Source organism: Promicromonospora umidemergens (genome assembly GCF_024171995.1).
Classification (GTDB): Bacteria; Actinomycetota; Actinomycetes; order Actinomycetales; family Cellulomonadaceae; genus Promicromonospora; species Promicromonospora umidemergens.
This window is the reverse complement of record NZ_JAMTCT010000016.1, coordinates 54,863-70,702: the sequence shown is the minus strand read 5'-3', so window position 1 is coordinate 70,702 and position 15,840 is coordinate 54,863. Positions and strand designations below refer to the sequence as shown.

Below are 15,840 nucleotides of genomic sequence, written 5' to 3'. Positions count from 1 at the left end.
GGTTGATCGATCTTGCATGGCCGCGCTGCTGCAACGAGCTTGGTCGAGCCGTCAGCACCGATTGCTACGGATCGGAGCGCCTATCGAAAGGCGATGGCATGCTCTGTACCAGCAGTATGGCGCGTTCTTCGAGACGCTTGTCGTCGTCGTCGCTCCGGTTGGCGATCATCGCGTGCACGACGATGAGCCGATCTTCGCGAAGATCAGGATCGGTCTGGTGAGTGCGAGCCTTGTAGCCGAGGTTCCGGATTGCGCGACGCCCGCACCGGCGGAATTGGGCGACGCTCTCGGTGTCATCCTCCGCGAAGTGTTGGACAACCTGGAAGTCGATCTCCAGTACGCGCATCATGCTGGCGACCAACTCGTCATCGTTCACGTGTGCCACGCTACGCCGCACCTCAGCCACAGGTCTCGCGGATCACGAGGTGAAATCCGCCCAGGTCTGCACGCTCCAGGGTGGCGTGTCCAAGCGGTTGCACGCGATCTCGGGTCGCAGAGCACGACAGACCGCAGTAGCGAGGCACCGCTGTGCAGCCGGCATCGACGTCCCCTGCGCTGATATTGGTCGACAGGTGCTTCAGTTTGTCCGTTCGGGTAGTTCGCGTGTTCTCACGAACTGGCAGACACTTGAACCATCAGTCCGGCGCCGCTCTGATCGATCAGTTCGCGGCGCATGGCCAACGTAAGAAGATCGAGCGCCCTGATGTATTCGGGGTTTCCGTACGAGGGGGCACAATCCGCGGCGGCTGCGGCGCCCTTGTAGAGTGCCCTACGTACCGGCTCCATTGCTTCCCTCACGTCAGTACCGCCGATCAGGTGCACCTCCTGTTCCAGTCGCCTGAACTCGGGCATGCAGCGAAGTATCGCCGCCTCCTGCGGTGTTACTTCCTCTGGATCCCGCATGGACTCTGCGTTCTCGAAGTTGTACCGGTTTTCGGAGTGCGCGTGCGTGTTCGCTGTGTCCCATGCAGCCGATTCGGCGAGGACGGCGGTGTACAGGGCGCGACGTTCAGACCACAAACGCCGGAGCCGCTCCTCGCTCAACTGCATTTCTAGTGCGTTGGCCGCCGCTCCGCGTTGTGCGGCAGCGTCGTCGTGGGTTGACGCGAGCGCGCGGCGGCCGGTCCACGTCTGGATGCCACCCCCGACCAGCGAACCGAGCAGAGTCCCGGCTACGGCCACCCATGCTGCTTGAAGTGTCGGATCCATGCCATGGAGCGTAGGGCTCACGGCCAGGGAGATTATCGCGGCCAGGAACCTGAGCGCGCCGATCAATCTCCTAGAGGCCGAACACTCATCGGTTGCGAGCAGCGTCCGCAGGCGATGTTGTAGGCCGGGCCGGAGAACCACATCTGGTCCGTGACCCGAGCAGTGGCCACCACGCTGTGTTCGCCAGATTAGGCCGCGAAGTCTGCACTGAGCCACAAGGTGGTCCTCTGGCCGACTCGGTCCTTACTGATCTGAGGGCGCCGCAAGGGCGCGCCGATAGCGCTGCCCCACGACGGCGACGGCGACGGCGACGTGCGGCGTTGCTTCGCCTCTGATGGCGCTTATGTATACTGATGTCATTCTGACGCATCAGTAAGGAGTTGAGATGCCACCAAGAACGGTTGCTGGCGGAGCGGAGCTTGGCGCTGCGATCCGGACCCGGCGGGAAGAGCTGGACATGTCCATTGAGGACGCAGCCCAGCGCGCGGGCATCGGCAGCGAGACATGGCGCCGCTACGAGACCGGATCGAACATTCGCAAGGACAAGGTCCGCGCTGTGTGTAGCGCACTGCGCTGGTCGGTCCTACCGGACACATCGTCAGGCGAGCCTGATGATGACGAGCTTGGCAAAGACTGGAAAGAGTACGACCCGAAGAAGGACGGCCTCTATGTGGAGGACCTCGAACTCAACTTCGGCCTGGATGCGGCAAAGACCTTCGCCTGGGGTTCCGACGTTCTGCTGGATCACATCAAGGGCGACCTGGAGGAGCTGGCACGACGGCCCCGCGGGACTCATCTCGGCGAACTGGGCCACAGCTGGCTTGATGGAGCCCTGCCAGAACAGTGGCTAGTGCGGTACGACTACGACTTCGTCTTCAGGCTGAAGGCAACGATCGAGCAGCTTCGCCGCACGGCGCCGGCGGCTAAGTCGATCATGATGCCCCGCCTTGCCCAGACGGTTGGAGAGGGCATTGTCGTACGCCTCATTCTCGAACAGGGTGATGTCTTCGCCGACATGTACGGGGCGGACACCGACGGGTGGCCTGACTGGTACGACGCGATCGTCGAACCGGACTGGATTATCGACTTGATGTACGACGGCCGTTACATGTCGGAAGATGGGCCGTGGAACTTCGAGAACTGGTTCGACCCGACGGTCCCGCTGCCTGACCTTCACGACTACGTCACGCCGGAGATGGTGGAGAAGGCCTTCGGTCTCACTACCACGTCGGACGGCGCTGAGTCGACGAGCAATTGAGCCGTCGTCGCGGGTACGAATGGGAGCAATGGCGGATCGGCCCCGTGGCGCGGTCTTGATGCGATTCGGGTAGGTCACCGTGCGACCGGCATATCAGGTGCGAAGCCGGTACGTCACAACTGATCCGTTGGCGCTAGTGCTCGCCCCTTGACGGCACCGGTGATGAGCGCCTTGACGAAGTGCCGCTGGAAGATCAGGAACACCACGATCGTCGGAGCCAGCAGCGAGCCAGCGTTGAGTAGGACGGCGTCGGACGTGTACTGGCCAACCAAGTTCCGCAGGGCGCCGGCCATGGTGCGTTTGCTGGGGTCGTCGATCAGGACGATGGCCTGCAGGAAGGCGTTCCACCTCCACAGGAACAGCAGCAGACACATGGACGTGATCGCCGGGACCGCGAGCGGTACCTCGATGCGGGCGAACGCTGCCAGCGGTTGGCGCTGTCGATGGCGGACGCCTCGTTGAGCTCCTTGGGCATGGTGATGAAGTGCGCCGCATCCAGTACACCGCGAAGGGCGTGAATGTGCCGATGAGGATGAGGCCGATCCGGGTGTTGAGCAGTCCCATGCCCTGGAGCTGGTAGCAGAGCGGCACGATCGTGGGCGCTCTGGGCAGGGTGAGGCTGAAGACCATGAGGACGAAGACGATGCCCGACCCCCCCACGCGCAGCTGCCCGAGGGTGTAGCCGGCCGTGGTCGCGCACAGCGCGACGACCGGGACCACGCCGATCACCAGGAGGAGGCTCGACCACAGCAGCGGGGGACCTCGGCGACGCGCCACGCGTCGACGAAGTTGTGCCATTGCGGGTCGGTCGGAGCCGAGAAGGCCGCCACCCAGGTCGGCAGGGTTGCGGCGGAGCAGTACGGGTGGCCTGCACTCCGATCGGCGGTGAGTCACAGGTCGTCGATACCGAGTTCCTTGCGTGCTGCCTCAAGGAAGGCGTCAAGTGCAGCATCATGCTCGGCTTCGATCTCCGTGTAGAGGTGCGAAGGGTCTTTGAGCCCAGTTGAAGGCCGCGTTCACGGCCGCACTGACAACACCCGCTGCCACAGCGGACGACGCGATCAGACCCCAATCCATGGTCGGACGGTACCGGCCAGCACCTGAGCGGGTGCTACCTGGGTGAACTCGACGCCCGAGATGGGTGATCTTGGCCGCCCGGGCTGGTCGTCGGCCGAATGGCGGCGGAGTCTTGAAACCTGCGAGTAGTGGTGGCCATTCATGCACAAGAGGCGGGAGGACAGCGATGGGCAACGACAACGCACGTGACGTCGTGCCGGGCAAGGACGGTGGTTGGGACGTCGTCGCGCCTGGAGCTAAGCGGGCGAGTGCACACGCAGACACACAGGCGCAGGCAGTGGACCGCGCGCGCGAGATCGTCGGGAACGCCGGCGGAGGGGAAGTCCGCATCCATGGTCGCGACGGACGTATTCGCGACTCGGACACTGTTGCGCCGGGAAACGACCCCAACCCACCCCGCGACAAGAAGTAATGAGCACGGGAGCGGTTCGTCTCGGGGCGCCCTCTCGGGCGCGAAGGACGGCCGCGCGAACGTGACGAAACGGCAAGCGCGTCGCCACCATGTCGTTTCCAAGTTCTACCTTCGTTACTTCGCCGACGACGTCGGGCAGGTAACAACCGTGGTGCTCCCTGGCGACCGGACCTTCACTCAGAGCATCAACGACGCGTCGGTGCACAACCAGTACTACACAGCGATCGGGCACGACGGGCTGACCACAGACGTCGCCGAGCAAGCGTTCGGGGAGATCGAAGCAGCAGCAGCGCCAGCCTGGCGAGCCGTGCATGACGGAGTGTGGCCCCTGCCCGAAGAGCTACGCGGCGCGATGGCCGGGTGGATCGCACTGCAGGCGCTGCGCGGAAGCCAGGTACGGACCTCGATGGGGGAACTCGGCACTGGCGCAGTCCAGCTCCAAATCATGTTCGGTGGCCGTCGACGACTCCGAGACGAGCTGGACGCCGCAGGGCTTCCGACAGACGATGAGGCGGTCAACCGCGAGTGGATTTCATTGTTCGAGAACCCGTATCAGGTTGCGGTTCACGCTAACCACCATCTGCAGTACATCGCGAACGCGCTACCCAAGGCAATTGAGTTGATCCTTGATCGCTGGTGGTTGATGACGACTTTTCGGCACAAGGGCCTCGCAACGAGCGATCACCCGGTGTTCGTCGTGCCGAACGAGCGATTCACGAAACTGGGCTTGGGAACCGGGATCGCGAATGCCGACGCCATCCACGTCCCGCTGACTCGTCGGTTGTCGCTCAGCATGCACCTTCGAAGCTCGCTGCACCCAGACCTCACAAGCCTGCACGACGACCGCGCAATCGCGGGTTCGGCCGCGACTGCGCTCTACTCAAACTCGTGCACGGTGAACAGCGCACGCAAGATGCTTTACCACCACCCCGCCGACCGACCCATAAAAGGCCTCGAACTTCCGGAGCCGAGGACCAAGGAAGTCGTGATGAGCGGGGACCCGTGGCGGTTCATGGATGACGGCGATCGTCAGGTATTGCTCGACGCAGGTTTGCTTCCGCCGGACAGCGCCGGAGAGATGCCGTGAGCGTGGCATCCTGGGACGCCAGGGCGGGACATCTGGATCCCGTGAAAGGGGAAATTCTGTGGCCAACGACCCGCTGAACCTCGATGAATCAGGCGAATGGGCTGGGCTGTGGTGGTTGCCGGATGATCCTGAAAATCGGGTGCCGGGCGTTCTCCGCTATAAGCCTGAGGAAGGCTTGGTTCTCTCTTTGATCGGCATGTTCGAAGATCGCATCGTGACGACTCTTGCCGACGGCTTGGCAGTGGTTCATGAGGGGAGTCGAACGTGGGACGTAATCCACGGTGCCGCCGAGCAGCGCGAGATTAGTCTCCTCGGCTGTGTTCCGAGCAGCAGCAAGCGAACCTACGGTGCGCGGGTCAAGTCTCCCGACAAGCAGACCATCACAGTGACTACGGCACTCATTGGGGCGCACGTCGACAGTGAGGACGAGGCAGCGTTCTCCAAGATAGAGGTGTCGGTGGAGAACTTCGGGCTCTGGGCGGCAACATCAGTCTTCAAGGGGGTTTTCTCGGCCCCCGGCGGTCGTCCCGATGGGAGCGGCACGATCTCTGTGGAGCCCGTGGAGGCGCAGTCGGTCGAAGTTGACGGAACCGAGTTCGTGCTTGCACACAGTCATACGCTGCCATTCTTCGACTACCGGCGGGGCGGGACCGTTGGACGCATGCGCGACACGGCGTACATGCGAATCGTCCCGCGTGAGGCAACTTCCCTGAGCGACGCGATGAGTTCTGCCCGGCTGATACAGGATCTAATAGCACTCGCCACTCACCATGCGGCCGGCGTGATCTGGCTGCGGCTGAAGCTGGCTCAGGCCGTCGGTGAGTCGGCCTCTGGTAGGCAACTGCCGGAGCGGAACGTCGAGGTGATCTATTCGCCTGCCGTGATCGGGAAACACGACGCGAAGGCAACGGACCATCATCGTGTGTTCTTCACGTGTGAGTCGCTCCCGTTCGAGGAGGTCATTCCTCGCTGGTATGAAGTGCACGAGCGCCTTCAGTCCGCGACGAACATGATCCTTGGCCTCCGCTACGCGCCGGCACAATACGTCGAAAGCAATCTGCTGACTGCGGTGGGGGCCGCCGAGGTATTGCACCGTGGCCTCGGCATTGACCAGTCGCCGATTCCAAGGGCGGATTTCAAGTCGATGCGCGAAGCGATGTTGGCTCAAGTGCCTGAAGAGCATCGGGGGCGCATCCGGAGCTCCCTCCGCAATGACCCAACATTGCGAGATCGGTTGTACGCCCTCGCGGCACGTCCCGACCAGGAGGCGATGTCCTCGCTCGTGCCTGACGTGGACCGGTGGGCAAGTCGGACGACCAAGGGACGAAACGACCTGGCCCACGAAGGGCAAACCCCCGATCACTCCATCGAGGAGCTGATCGCTGTCGTGGACGTGACCACTGCTGTGGTGATCCTGAACATTTTGAACGAACTCGGGCTGCCCGCCGAGCGTCAACGAGAGATCGTCCACAACCACCCACAACTGCGTTATACAGCCAGAGGGGCGAGGGATTGGCTGACAGCGCCCACGAAGGAGCCCTGACCGCAGCCCCGACGACGACCGCGCACGTGTCCCACCTCCGGCGGTGTCTTCTCCGCACATCGCGATTCCAAGTCCCGCGCCCGATCCACGAGCCCGCCCGCGGTCCGTGGGCTTCCCAACCGGAGCGCACCGCTGTGCGTTGGCGACTGTTCCCTTGACCATCCGGCGCTGCCTGCGATGTGGCACAGGCCTGTCCGGGATGCTGCGCCAGGGCACCCGATACTGCGATCGTGCCTGTCGACAGGCCGACTACCGGGCCCGCAAGGATGCTGACCTGCCGCCGGAGGTGTGTCGCGAGCTGGAGCGCGACCCGTCGAACCTCAGGGACTTCGGGTTCGAAGCACCGGGCGAGTTGTGGTACGGCCGCCAGCTTGTGCGGGTGGTCTACGCAAGAGCCACGCCGTGCCGAATTTGTGGTAGTGCCCGCGAACAGCTGTGGCTCTTGAGTCGCTCGCGCGGGATCGGTGACGACTTCGGTCCTATCGACAGCGAGAACTGTCTCGACGATGCGCGCTATGCCCGGCGCGACTGACGGTCCTGTTACGCCAGCAACGCTCTGACCTGGGCAGATGGCCCACATTCGTGAGGTCGTGTGGCGGACCCTCCTACGCTTGTTGCAGGTGGACGAGGATCGACGGCTCTCACCCCTGTTGAAACACGTGTGCGCAGCGTCTCACCAGATGTGGCGCGCAGCACTCGGGGATGTCAGCAAAGCGATCTAGACTCCTACCTGTTGGCGGTGAACGAACCACACCCGTGTAAGTCACCTCCGGCAGCACAAAGGCCAGGTGCGTCCAACACCTGGCCTGAGTGCAACACCTCTACCCACGATGACCGTGCGGCAGGGCGTCAGATGTTCTTTGGGAGAACTCTGATCATCCTGCCATGCGCTGAGTGATGGTGTGAACCGTTACGCCATGTGTTGAAACACTCAATGACGTCGTTCACCCAGTGGCCGCATGTTCGGGACAGTCACTCAGTGCAGCACGGTCGTGACTCTAGGAGTAACGACCGCCCATGGCAGAGATCTACATCAGCCAGTTCACGAAGTACCTCAGCGCTCCTCCGGCCTCGGCTGAGCGCGTCGGCCGCAAGCTGGCCCAGGAAACTGGCAGGTACCACCACTGGACCGATTTCTGGCTCCAGCTCAAGAATGCACTCCTCACTGACCGTCGCGGGACCCGCGACGGTCAGGCGCTGGCAGCCGCGGCCGCAGCCGCTACGGACGCCAAGAAGAAGGGTCCGTACGCAGCCGCCGCGCGGAACTGGGTGCAGCTGGCCCCATGGTGGGACGGGTTGGAACACGAGCGGCAGACCGGTCGCTCAGTCCAGGTCGGCGACCTGACCGTCAGGCTTCCCAGGCTGTGCGCCGAGCGGCACCCCGACGGTGAGCTCGAGGTCCTGTACGTCCGGTTCAACCGGGGCCGGCTGCCCCTGCACGTCGTTCTGGGTGTGCTGCGCATCGTGCAGCGGGCCTACCCGTCCGAGACGATCACGTTCGTCGACGTCGAGCGCGCCACCATGCACACCACGCGTGGGCGGGACCTGTCGGTCTACGACGAGTGGTTGAACGAGGCCGGGAACGACCTCGCCCAGCTCCTGAACGACGTCGGCCAGGACGGGCAGGCTGCCGCCTAGCAGCGCCGAAGTGGGTGGTGGTCTCCTCTCGGCCGATCCGCCGTTCGGAGATCACCGCTCACTTCTCGCGTTAAGCCAACCGCCGAGGCTGACACGGTTCCTGACACGATTGCCGCCCGTGACACGCGACATGACACGGTTCGGACGACCACGGGCGACAACGCTTGCCTACGAATGCCAACCGTGTCAGGCTGATCCCGAGCGGCGCAGGAATGGCGGAATCTAGCCGTTTCTGCACCAGTAACAGGGCTAACACCAGCCCACTCAAGACAGCCTTGTGAGCGAGCGTCGAAACCCGCTCCACCAGCAGGGGGTTCCGGGTTCGAGTCCCGGTGGCTCCACCACTCGACAGAAGCCCGGATTCGTCCGGGCTTCTGTCGTATCCGTGGTCGGACCGACCGGCTCAGCGAAAACCCGTACGCCGGGCCTGTGGGATTCCCCTATGTTTGGCCGCTTCGGCGCTTTTTCACCCGCAATCGCCCGCAGAGTGCTGACAAGTCAGGACTCCTTCCATAACCTCGAACGCGAGGGGCAGCACCACCCAAACTGACCGGCCCCTCGTGATCCGAGGAGCACCGCGTGTCCCTGACCAGGAAACTCATCGGCACCGCCGCCGCGCTGACCGCAGCCTTGTCGGCCGCAGCGGTCGCCATGCCGACAGCCACCGCAGTCCCCGACACCATCCCGCTCACCATCACCAACGACTCGGGCCGTGGTGACCAGGTGTTCATCTATGTCCTCGGCGAGTCCGGCGGCGAGCTCGGCTACGCGGACGCCGAGGGCGTGTTCCACGCCTGGCCGGACGCGGGAACCGTCCCTGAGCCGGCGCCGGACGCGTCGATCACGGGCCCGGCCGACGGGCAGGACGTCACCATCCAGATGCCCAAGCTGTCGGGCCGGGTCTACTTCTCGTACGGCAGCAAGCTGGACTTCAAGATCGTCAACGACGGTCAGCTCGTGCAGCCGGCCGTACAGAACCCGGACGATCCCAACCGGGACATCCTGTTCAACTGGACGGAGTACACGCTCAACGACTCCGGCCTGTGGATCAACAGCACACAGGTCGACTTCTTCTCCGCGCCCTACCAGACGGGTCTGCGCTCCTCGAGCGGCGAGCTCCGGCACACCGGGATGCTCAAGCCGGACGGCTGGGACAACGTGGTCTCGGCACTGTCCCAGCAGGAGGGCTGGGGCGGTCTCGCGCAGACCGCACCTGACGGTTCGGTGCTGCGTGTGCTCTCCCCCGGCCACGCTGTCGGCACGGGCCAGATCGACGCGAACATCATGTCGGACTACGTCGACCAGGTCTGGAGCAAGTACTCCAGCGAGACCCTGACCGTAGTGCCCTACGGCGACCGGCCGGACACCAAGTTCCTCGGTACCGTATCGGGCGACACGATGACGTTCACCGACACGTCCGGCGCTGTCATCGCTACGTTCCCCAAGCCGTCGGGCGAGTCGATCTTCGGGTGTGCCGGCGACCTGGCAGCCCCTAACGACGACGTCGGGGCTATCGCGCGCACGCTGTGCGCGGGCTTCAACCGGTCGGCCCTGCTCGACAGCACCACGCAGCCGACCCAGGACCCTGCCGGCTTCTATCAGGACTCGGTGACCAACTACTACGCCAAGTACATCCACGAGCAGATGGCTGACGGCAAGGCGTACGCCTTCGCGTTCGACGACGTCGTCAACCAGGAGTCGCTCGTGCACGACGGCGACCCGACCGAGGCCTTCATCCAGCTGGACCCGTTCACGGGCAGGGCAACACCGATCGGCGGGTGACGCGGCGTCGATCGATCCGTGCAGCACAGGAGGGCCCGGCCGCAGCGGCCGGGCCCTCCTGTGCTGCCGAGGGTGAGACGGAGGTCAGCCCTCCTGCTTGCTCTCCCCCGCCGGCTTGGGCTGCGCGGGCGGAGTCTTGTCGACCACCGGCTCAGGGACCGGCTCGCCGAGGACGGCGCTCTCCGGTGCCGGCGGCGCCGCAGTGGTACCGCTGCCGGCCGCCTCCGGTGTCGGCACGATGGGGTCGTGGACGCCGTCGCGCCCCTTCTGGGTGGCGTCGGACATGGCGGAGCTTGCCTTCTGGGCCGAAGACCACGCAGCGTCGAAGACCGGAGCAGCCTTCTCCTTGGCGGCCTCGAACGCGGGGCTCGCTGCCGAGTACGCCCGGACGCCGAGGTCCTTGGCCGTCTGTGCGGCCTTGGCCCCCGCCTCCTTGCCCTTGGCGACGGCGGAGCCGGCCGCTGAGCCGACGCCGGACGCGTGCCGCGCGGTGCCGTCCGTGTAGTCAGCCCCCGTGCCCTGCTCCCAGGGTTCTGCCCAGGGGTCGGTCTGTGGCTGCGCACGCTTCCAGAACACGTAGCCGGCGACCGCGGCACCGCCGGCGGCCAGAGCGACCAGCCAGCCCTTCTTGGAGCCCTTCTCGTTCGCCCTGTCCGCCGCGGCGGTGACGGACTCGGCGAGTGCTGCCTTGCCCTGCGCCGACGCGGCGTTGGACGCGGCATCGTTGAACGTGGCGACCATCTTCGGAAGCAGGTCGTCCACGAGCTTGTCGTGTGCGGAGTCGATGAGCGGTCCTGCCTTCCCAGCGACCCTCTCGACCTGGGGCGCGGCAGCCTGAAGGCTGTCCTGCCAGGCCTTCTCTGCGCGCGGCGTCAGCCAGGCGATAAAGTCGCTGACTCGGGGCTGGGCCCATTCCTTGGCGCTCGAAGCCTGGCCCCGCGCCTGTGCGGCAAGGGCCTCGGCCTGTACCGCGGCCCTGGAGCTGACGTCGGACAGCAGGGCTGAAGCCTCCGCGGCCCTCTCCCGGACCTTCTCGGAGTCGATCTTGCTGGTGTCGACGTAGTCGGTCACCTTCTTGCGGGTCATAAAGCTCCCCCCGAACTGTTCAGATACTCCTCAAGGTGCCACTCTGCCACCGCCTGCGGCTGCTGGCGAGGGCGGCGAAGATGATGCAGCGCCAGCGGGCCGCTCCGTGGGAGGATTGATACATGTTCGCAATCCTGCACACCACCTCTGGTGACATCCGAATCGAGCTCTTCCCGAACCACGCGCCCAAGACTGTCGAGAACTTCGTCGGACTCGCGACCGGCGAGAAGGCCTGGACGGACCCGCGGACGGGTGAGGAGCGCAAGGACCCGTTCTACGACGGCCTCATCTTCCACCGCGTCATCGAGGACTTCATGATCCAGGGCGGCTGCCCGCTCGGGACGGGAACCGGCGGGCCGGGGTACACGTTCAACGACGAGATCCACCCGGAGCTCCAGTTCAACGAGAAGTACATCCTCGCGATGGCCAACGCCGGCAAGCGCCGCAACCCGGTGACCGGCGAGACCGAGGGGACCAACGGGTCGCAGTTCTTCCTCACCACCGCAGAGACCCCATGGCTGAACGGCAAGCACACCATCTTCGGCAAGGTGGCTGACGACGCGTCGCGTCTGATCGTCGACGAGGTCGGCACGACGCGTACGCGTCCTGGCGACCGCCCCGTCGAAGACATCACGATCACGTCCGTCACCATCGAGCCCTGAGGCACGGCGGTAGCCGCGCTGCTCCGGCTCGACCAGCACGACCGGTGAGTACTGAGGACCGAGGGGACTGAGGACGTATCGCGATGAACGACCCGGCCGCCGACGAGCCGACCGAGGCCGCGGCTCCCGTCTGCCCGCGCCACCCGGACCGGGTGGCCTATGTGCGCTGTCAGCGCTGTGGCAGACCGGCGTGTCCCGAGTGCCAACGGCCGGCGGCCGTCGGCGTGCAGTGCGTCGACTGCGTCCGGGAGTCGAAGCGGGCGGCACCCCGGGTCCGGACCGTGTTCGGCGGCTCTGCCGACAGCGCCACGGTCAACGGTCGTCCTGTCGTCACGCTCACGATCATCGGCATCTGTGCCGTGAGCTGGTTGTTGCAGCTGGTGACGTCGGGTGCGTGGACGGAGGCGCTGTGGTTCTGGCCCTGGGGCGGGCTGATCGAGCCGTGGCGCTTCCTCACCGCCTCGTTCCTGCACTCCACGTCACCGCTGCACATCTTGTTCAACATGTACGCCTTGTGGATAACCGGGCAGTTCCTCGAGCCGTTGCTCGGCCGGCTGCGCTTCGGTGTCCTCTGCCTGCTCTCGGCCGTCGGCGGATCGGTCGCGGTGCTGCTCCTCGCGGGCGACCCGCTCACGTCGGCCGCCTGGGTGACGCCGGTGGTCGGCGCATCCGGGATGGTCTTCGGCCTGTTCGGGGCGATGCTTCCCGTGATGCGGCGGCTGGGCCGAAGCATGGGCCAGGTGCTCGTCCTGCTCGCGATCAACGGTGCGATCGGATTCTTCGTGCCGAACATCTCGTGGCAGGCGCACCTGGGCGGGCTCGTCACCGGAGCCCTGGTCGCCGCGGCGTACGCGTACGCGCCGAAGGAACGCCGGGCCGCCGTCGCCTGGGTGGTTCCGGTCGTCGGCATCGCGCTTCTGACGGGCCTGGCGGTACTGCGCTACAGCTCGCTGGGCATGCTGTGAACAAGCGATGCCACCGCGGCGGACCTGCCCGAACGGCGGAACCGCGCCGATCTGGAGACCTGGCGATGTATCAGCACTCTCTTTTCCCCAGCTTTACCCACAGCTGTGGATAAATGGGGACACACTGCCGCGGCCGCCTCAGTGCGGCCGCGGCACCGTCACTTCCAGCGGGTCGTGAGACCGAAACCGACGATGATCAGGCCGAAGCCGACCGCGAGGTTCCACTGACCCAGCTGCGGGACCGGCAGGCCGAGGTCGGAACTCGTCAGGTAGAACGTCACGATCCAGACGAGGCCGAGAATCATCAGGCCCAGCATGACCGGGGCGAGCCAACGCGGGTTGGTCGCTGCTCCGGGCAGGCCGACCTTGGCCTCGGACTTCTCAGCCTTGGCCGTGGCCTTCTTCTTGTTACGGGACTTCGACTCGGGCACGAGGCGGGCTCCTGTCCTGGTGTGGTCTGCCCGACGGGTGTGCCGAGCCGACGTCTGCTTGCTCGTGGACTAGCGTAGTGGTCCACAGGCCGCAGGCGTGACCAGACGCGTCCGCGGGTTTGTCGAATGTTGCAGGAGGGACGCGGTGACCGGAGCAGAGCCGACCCCGGCGCGGTCTGCCGTTGGTGGTGCGACAAGTTTCAGCCGTGCCTGGACGCACGCGCGGTGGCGCTCCTGGCTCAGTGTGGGCGCGGTGGCCGTGCTGGCCGGCCTCATGTTCAGCGCGAGTGCGCGGCTGGCCGACGGCGGCGGCGCCGACACCCGCGACCCACAGGACCTCGCGCAGCTGGTGGACACCGAGACCGGACGGGTCACCGAGCTCACCGAACGCACCAGCGAGCTCGACCGTGAGGTCGAGACGCTCAGTGCGCGGGCCGGGATCACTGTGCCCGCGCAGGACGGAGACCTGGTGGAACGCGAAGGTGTGGTGTCCGGATCCGCGCCGGTGACAGGTAAGGGGCTGACGGTGACGCTCGATGACGCGCCGCCGACGGCGGTCGGCGCAGGGCCGGGCGGTGTGGAACCGCAGCCCGACGATCTCGTGGTGCACCAGCAGGATCTGCAGCACGTCATCAACGCCCTGTGGGCGGGCGGAGCCGAGGCGATGACGCTGCAGGGTGAGCGCGTGACCTCGACGTCGGCCTTTCGCTGCTCCGGCAACATCCTGCTGCTGCACGGCAAGGTGTTCTCACCGCCCTACGAGGTGACGGTAGTCGGAGACCCGGCCAAGATGGAGTCCGCGCTGATGAGCTCCGAGGGTGTGCAGATGTATCTCGAGTACGTCGACTGGGTACATCTGGGCTGGGATGTGCAACGCAGTGACCACCTGGATCTCCCCGCGTACGACGGCGGCGGCCTGCAGTATGCGACGGTTCCCGACGGTACGGAGGTCTTTGGATGACCCACGCGCAGGCCGGCCATAACGTGCCGCTGTCACAGGAGGTCTTCCCCATCGCGTATCAGCGCGGTCCGTCCGGCATGGGTCCGCGCAACGCGCGGCGTCCGTCGCGCGGATCGGCGGCACCCATGCGGCCTGTCGCCTGGCTGATCGGTGTGCTGGGTGAGCTCCTGGTCACTGCGGGCCTGGTGCTCGGGCTCTTCGTCGTGTGGCAGCTCTGGTGGACCGACGTCGAGGGCGCGCGTGCCCAGAGCGAGATCATCGCCGAGATGGACTGGGAGTCGGCTCCGCAGGCGCAGGCGCCGGCGGCCGCCACCGAGAACCACGGGCCACCGCCGGTGATGGAGGAGCCGCTGGAGGCCGGGGGCCTCTTCGCGCAGATGTACGTCCCGCGGTTCGGCGACGACTACATCAAGCCGGTCGCGGAGGGTACGGACAAGGCGACGGTGCTCGACACCATCGGGATCGGGCACTACGTCGACACGGCGATGCCGGGTGCCCTCGGCAACTTCGCCCTCGCCGCGCACCGCACCACGTACGGCAAGCCGTTCAACCAGATCGCGGAGCTCAAGGACGGCGACGCCCTGGTGGTCCGTACCAAGGACACCTGGTACGTCTACAAGGTCACCGAGTCGAAGATCGTCTACCCGCAGAACGTCGAGGTGATCGCGCCGGTGCCCGGGGTGACCAGCGATCAGCCCATGCCAGAGCCGACCAAACGGTTCATCACGCTGACCTCCTGCCACCCGATGTTCTCCGCGACCGAGCGGTACATCGTGCACGGCGAGCTCGAGTACTGGTCGCCGGTGGGCGAAGGAAAGCCGAAGGAGCTGATGGGCTGATGTATGCGCTGATCTGGCGGGCCATCCCCGGGCCGGGCTGGTTCAAGTTCCTGGTCTGCCTCGTGCTCGTGTTCGGCGCGGTCGCGGTGTGCTTCACCGAGTTCTTTCCGTGGCTCAGCGACTACATGCCGTTCAACGAGACGACGGTCGGCGCGTAGCATTCCTGCATGACGCGCATCCTTGTCGTCGACAACTACGACTCGTTCGTCTATACGATCGTCGGCTACCTCGACCAGATCGGCGCCCGGACCGTAGTGGTCCGGAACGACGCCGTGCCCTCCCCCGACGCTGACGGTCGCTACTGGTACGACGGCGGCGACGGTTCCCCCGTGCCTTACGACGGCGTGCTCGTGTCGCCCGGTCCGGGAACCCCGACGGAGGCGGGCGCCTCCGAGGACGTGATCCGCGCCTGTGCCCGGTCCCGGACCCCGATGCTCGGCGTCTGCCTGGGACACCAGGCCCTGGCCGAGGTGTACGGCGGCAAGGTGACCCACGCGCCCGAGCTCATGCACGGCAAGACGAGCCAGGTGCTCGCGCAGGACGGCGGCCTCGACCGGCCGACCGTGCTCGCCGGCCTGCCGACGCCGTTCACCGCCACGCGGTACCACTCGCTCGCGGTGACGCCGGACAGCGTGCCTGCGGAGCTCGCGGTGACGTGCGTGACGGAGTCGGGCATCGTCATGGGGCTGCAGCACCGTGAGCTGCCGCTGCACGGCGTCCAGTTCCACCCGGAGTCCGTCCTCACCGAGGGTGGGCACCGGTTGCTCGCGAACTGGCTGGAGACGTGCGGGCTCGACGGAGCCGTGGAGCGGGCAAAGGGAATGGCGCCGCTGGTCACCTCGTGACCAACGACGCCATGCCCGTCCTGCGCTGACCGGGTCTCCCGGTCA

18 protein-coding genes are annotated in these 15,840 nt (G+C 65.8%); 13 read left to right on the top strand and 5 right to left on the bottom strand.

Features of this window, described 5'->3' with window-relative positions; translation table 11 throughout:
* Positions 1-64: 64 nt before the first annotated feature.
* Together APR04_RS21485 and APR04_RS21480 are read right to left on the bottom strand one after the other, a co-directional pair.
* Positions 65-376: a hypothetical protein gene (locus tag APR04_RS21485; protein WP_253874103.1), complete on the bottom strand. Its 312-nt coding sequence runs from the start codon at positions 374-376 to the stop codon at positions 65-67.
* A 233-nt stretch (positions 377-609) separates the two neighbouring features.
* On the bottom strand, positions 610-1,209 hold the full coding sequence (locus APR04_RS21480) for a hypothetical protein (protein WP_253874101.1): 600 nt from the start codon (positions 1,207-1,209) through the stop codon (positions 610-612).
* A gap of 385 nt (positions 1,210-1,594) precedes the next feature.
* On the opposite strand from APR04_RS21480, the gene APR04_RS21475 reads away from it, so the two are divergent.
* Complete coding sequence (locus APR04_RS21475; RefSeq protein WP_301312806.1) at positions 1,595-2,467, top strand: helix-turn-helix domain-containing protein; 873 nt, start codon at positions 1,595-1,597, stop codon at positions 2,465-2,467.
* Between the two features lie 113 nt (positions 2,468-2,580).
* Here the strand turns inward: APR04_RS21475 and APR04_RS21470 are convergent, their stop codons facing one another.
* Positions 2,581-2,841, bottom strand: a complete 261-nt coding sequence (locus tag APR04_RS21470; protein ID WP_253874097.1) for an ABC transporter permease family protein — start codon at positions 2,839-2,841, stop codon at positions 2,581-2,583.
* An 869-nt stretch (positions 2,842-3,710) separates the two neighbouring features.
* Between APR04_RS21470 and APR04_RS31350 the strand changes: the two genes are divergently transcribed.
* From APR04_RS31350 to APR04_RS21440, 6 genes are all read left to right on the top strand, one after another.
* Positions 3,711-3,956 carry a DUF2188 domain-containing protein gene (locus APR04_RS31350; protein WP_253874095.1) on the top strand — a complete coding sequence of 82 codons (246 nt, stop codon included), beginning with the start codon at positions 3,711-3,713 and terminating at the stop codon, positions 3,954-3,956.
* A 61-nt stretch (positions 3,957-4,017) separates the two neighbouring features.
* Positions 4,018-5,043 carry a DUF4238 domain-containing protein gene (locus APR04_RS21460; protein WP_253874093.1) on the top strand — a complete coding sequence of 342 codons (1,026 nt, stop codon included), beginning with the start codon at positions 4,018-4,020 and terminating at the stop codon, positions 5,041-5,043.
* A 58-nt stretch (positions 5,044-5,101) separates the two neighbouring features.
* Positions 5,102-6,586 (top strand): ApeA N-terminal domain 1-containing protein, encoded by a 1,485-nt coding sequence (locus APR04_RS21455; protein WP_253874091.1) that lies wholly within the window; start codon positions 5,102-5,104, stop codon positions 6,584-6,586.
* Positions 6,587-6,785: 199 nt separating this feature from the next.
* On the top strand, positions 6,786-7,118 hold the full coding sequence (locus APR04_RS21450; protein WP_253874089.1) for a hypothetical protein: 333 nt from the start codon (positions 6,786-6,788) through the stop codon (positions 7,116-7,118).
* Positions 7,119-7,603: 485 nt separating this feature from the next.
* The gene (locus APR04_RS21445; RefSeq protein ID WP_253874087.1) at positions 7,604-8,224 is read left to right on the top strand and encodes a hypothetical protein; all 621 of its coding nucleotides are present in this window, start codon (positions 7,604-7,606) and stop codon (positions 8,222-8,224) included.
* A 579-nt stretch (positions 8,225-8,803) separates the two neighbouring features.
* On the top strand, positions 8,804-10,006 hold the full coding sequence (locus APR04_RS21440) for a beta-1,3-glucanase family protein (protein ID WP_253874085.1): 1,203 nt from the start codon (positions 8,804-8,806) through the stop codon (positions 10,004-10,006).
* Between the two features lie 84 nt (positions 10,007-10,090).
* Here APR04_RS21440 and APR04_RS21435 read toward each other — a convergent pair whose 3' ends face one another.
* Complete coding sequence (locus APR04_RS21435; protein ID WP_253874083.1) at positions 10,091-11,092, bottom strand: hypothetical protein; 1,002 nt, start codon at positions 11,090-11,092, stop codon at positions 10,091-10,093.
* A 122-nt stretch (positions 11,093-11,214) separates the two neighbouring features.
* On the opposite strand from APR04_RS21435, the gene APR04_RS21430 reads away from it, so the two are divergent.
* Together APR04_RS21430 and APR04_RS21425 are read left to right on the top strand one after the other, a co-directional pair.
* Complete coding sequence (locus tag APR04_RS21430; protein WP_253874081.1) at positions 11,215-11,754, top strand: peptidylprolyl isomerase; 540 nt, start codon at positions 11,215-11,217, stop codon at positions 11,752-11,754.
* A gap of 83 nt (positions 11,755-11,837) precedes the next feature.
* Positions 11,838-12,719, top strand: coding sequence for a rhomboid family intramembrane serine protease (locus APR04_RS21425; protein ID WP_253874079.1), 882 nt, complete (start codon positions 11,838-11,840; stop codon positions 12,717-12,719).
* Between the two features lie 158 nt (positions 12,720-12,877).
* Here the strand turns inward: APR04_RS21425 and APR04_RS21420 are convergent, their stop codons facing one another.
* Positions 12,878-13,150, bottom strand: coding sequence for a cell division protein CrgA (locus tag APR04_RS21420; protein ID WP_253874077.1), 273 nt, complete (start codon positions 13,148-13,150; stop codon positions 12,878-12,880).
* A 145-nt stretch (positions 13,151-13,295) separates the two neighbouring features.
* On the opposite strand from APR04_RS21420, the gene APR04_RS21415 reads away from it, so the two are divergent.
* Genes APR04_RS21415 through APR04_RS21400 form a run of 4 tightly spaced genes read left to right on the top strand, consistent with a single transcriptional unit; the run spans position 13,296 to position 15,795 of the window.
* Complete coding sequence (locus APR04_RS21415) at positions 13,296-14,111, top strand: DUF881 domain-containing protein (RefSeq protein WP_253874075.1); 816 nt, start codon at positions 13,296-13,298, stop codon at positions 14,109-14,111.
* Complete coding sequence (locus APR04_RS21410; RefSeq protein ID WP_253874073.1) at positions 14,108-14,950, top strand: class E sortase; 843 nt, start codon at positions 14,108-14,110, stop codon at positions 14,948-14,950. Before APR04_RS21415 ends, APR04_RS21410 begins: the two co-directional genes overlap by 4 nt.
* Positions 14,950-15,108, top strand: coding sequence for a hypothetical protein (locus APR04_RS21405; RefSeq protein WP_253874071.1), 159 nt, complete (start codon positions 14,950-14,952; stop codon positions 15,106-15,108). Before APR04_RS21410 ends, APR04_RS21405 begins: the two co-directional genes overlap by 1 nt.
* A gap of 9 nt (positions 15,109-15,117) precedes the next feature.
* Positions 15,118-15,795: an anthranilate synthase component II gene (locus tag APR04_RS21400; protein WP_253874069.1), complete on the top strand. Its 678-nt coding sequence runs from the start codon at positions 15,118-15,120 to the stop codon at positions 15,793-15,795.
* Positions 15,796-15,840: the final 45 nt, after the last annotated feature.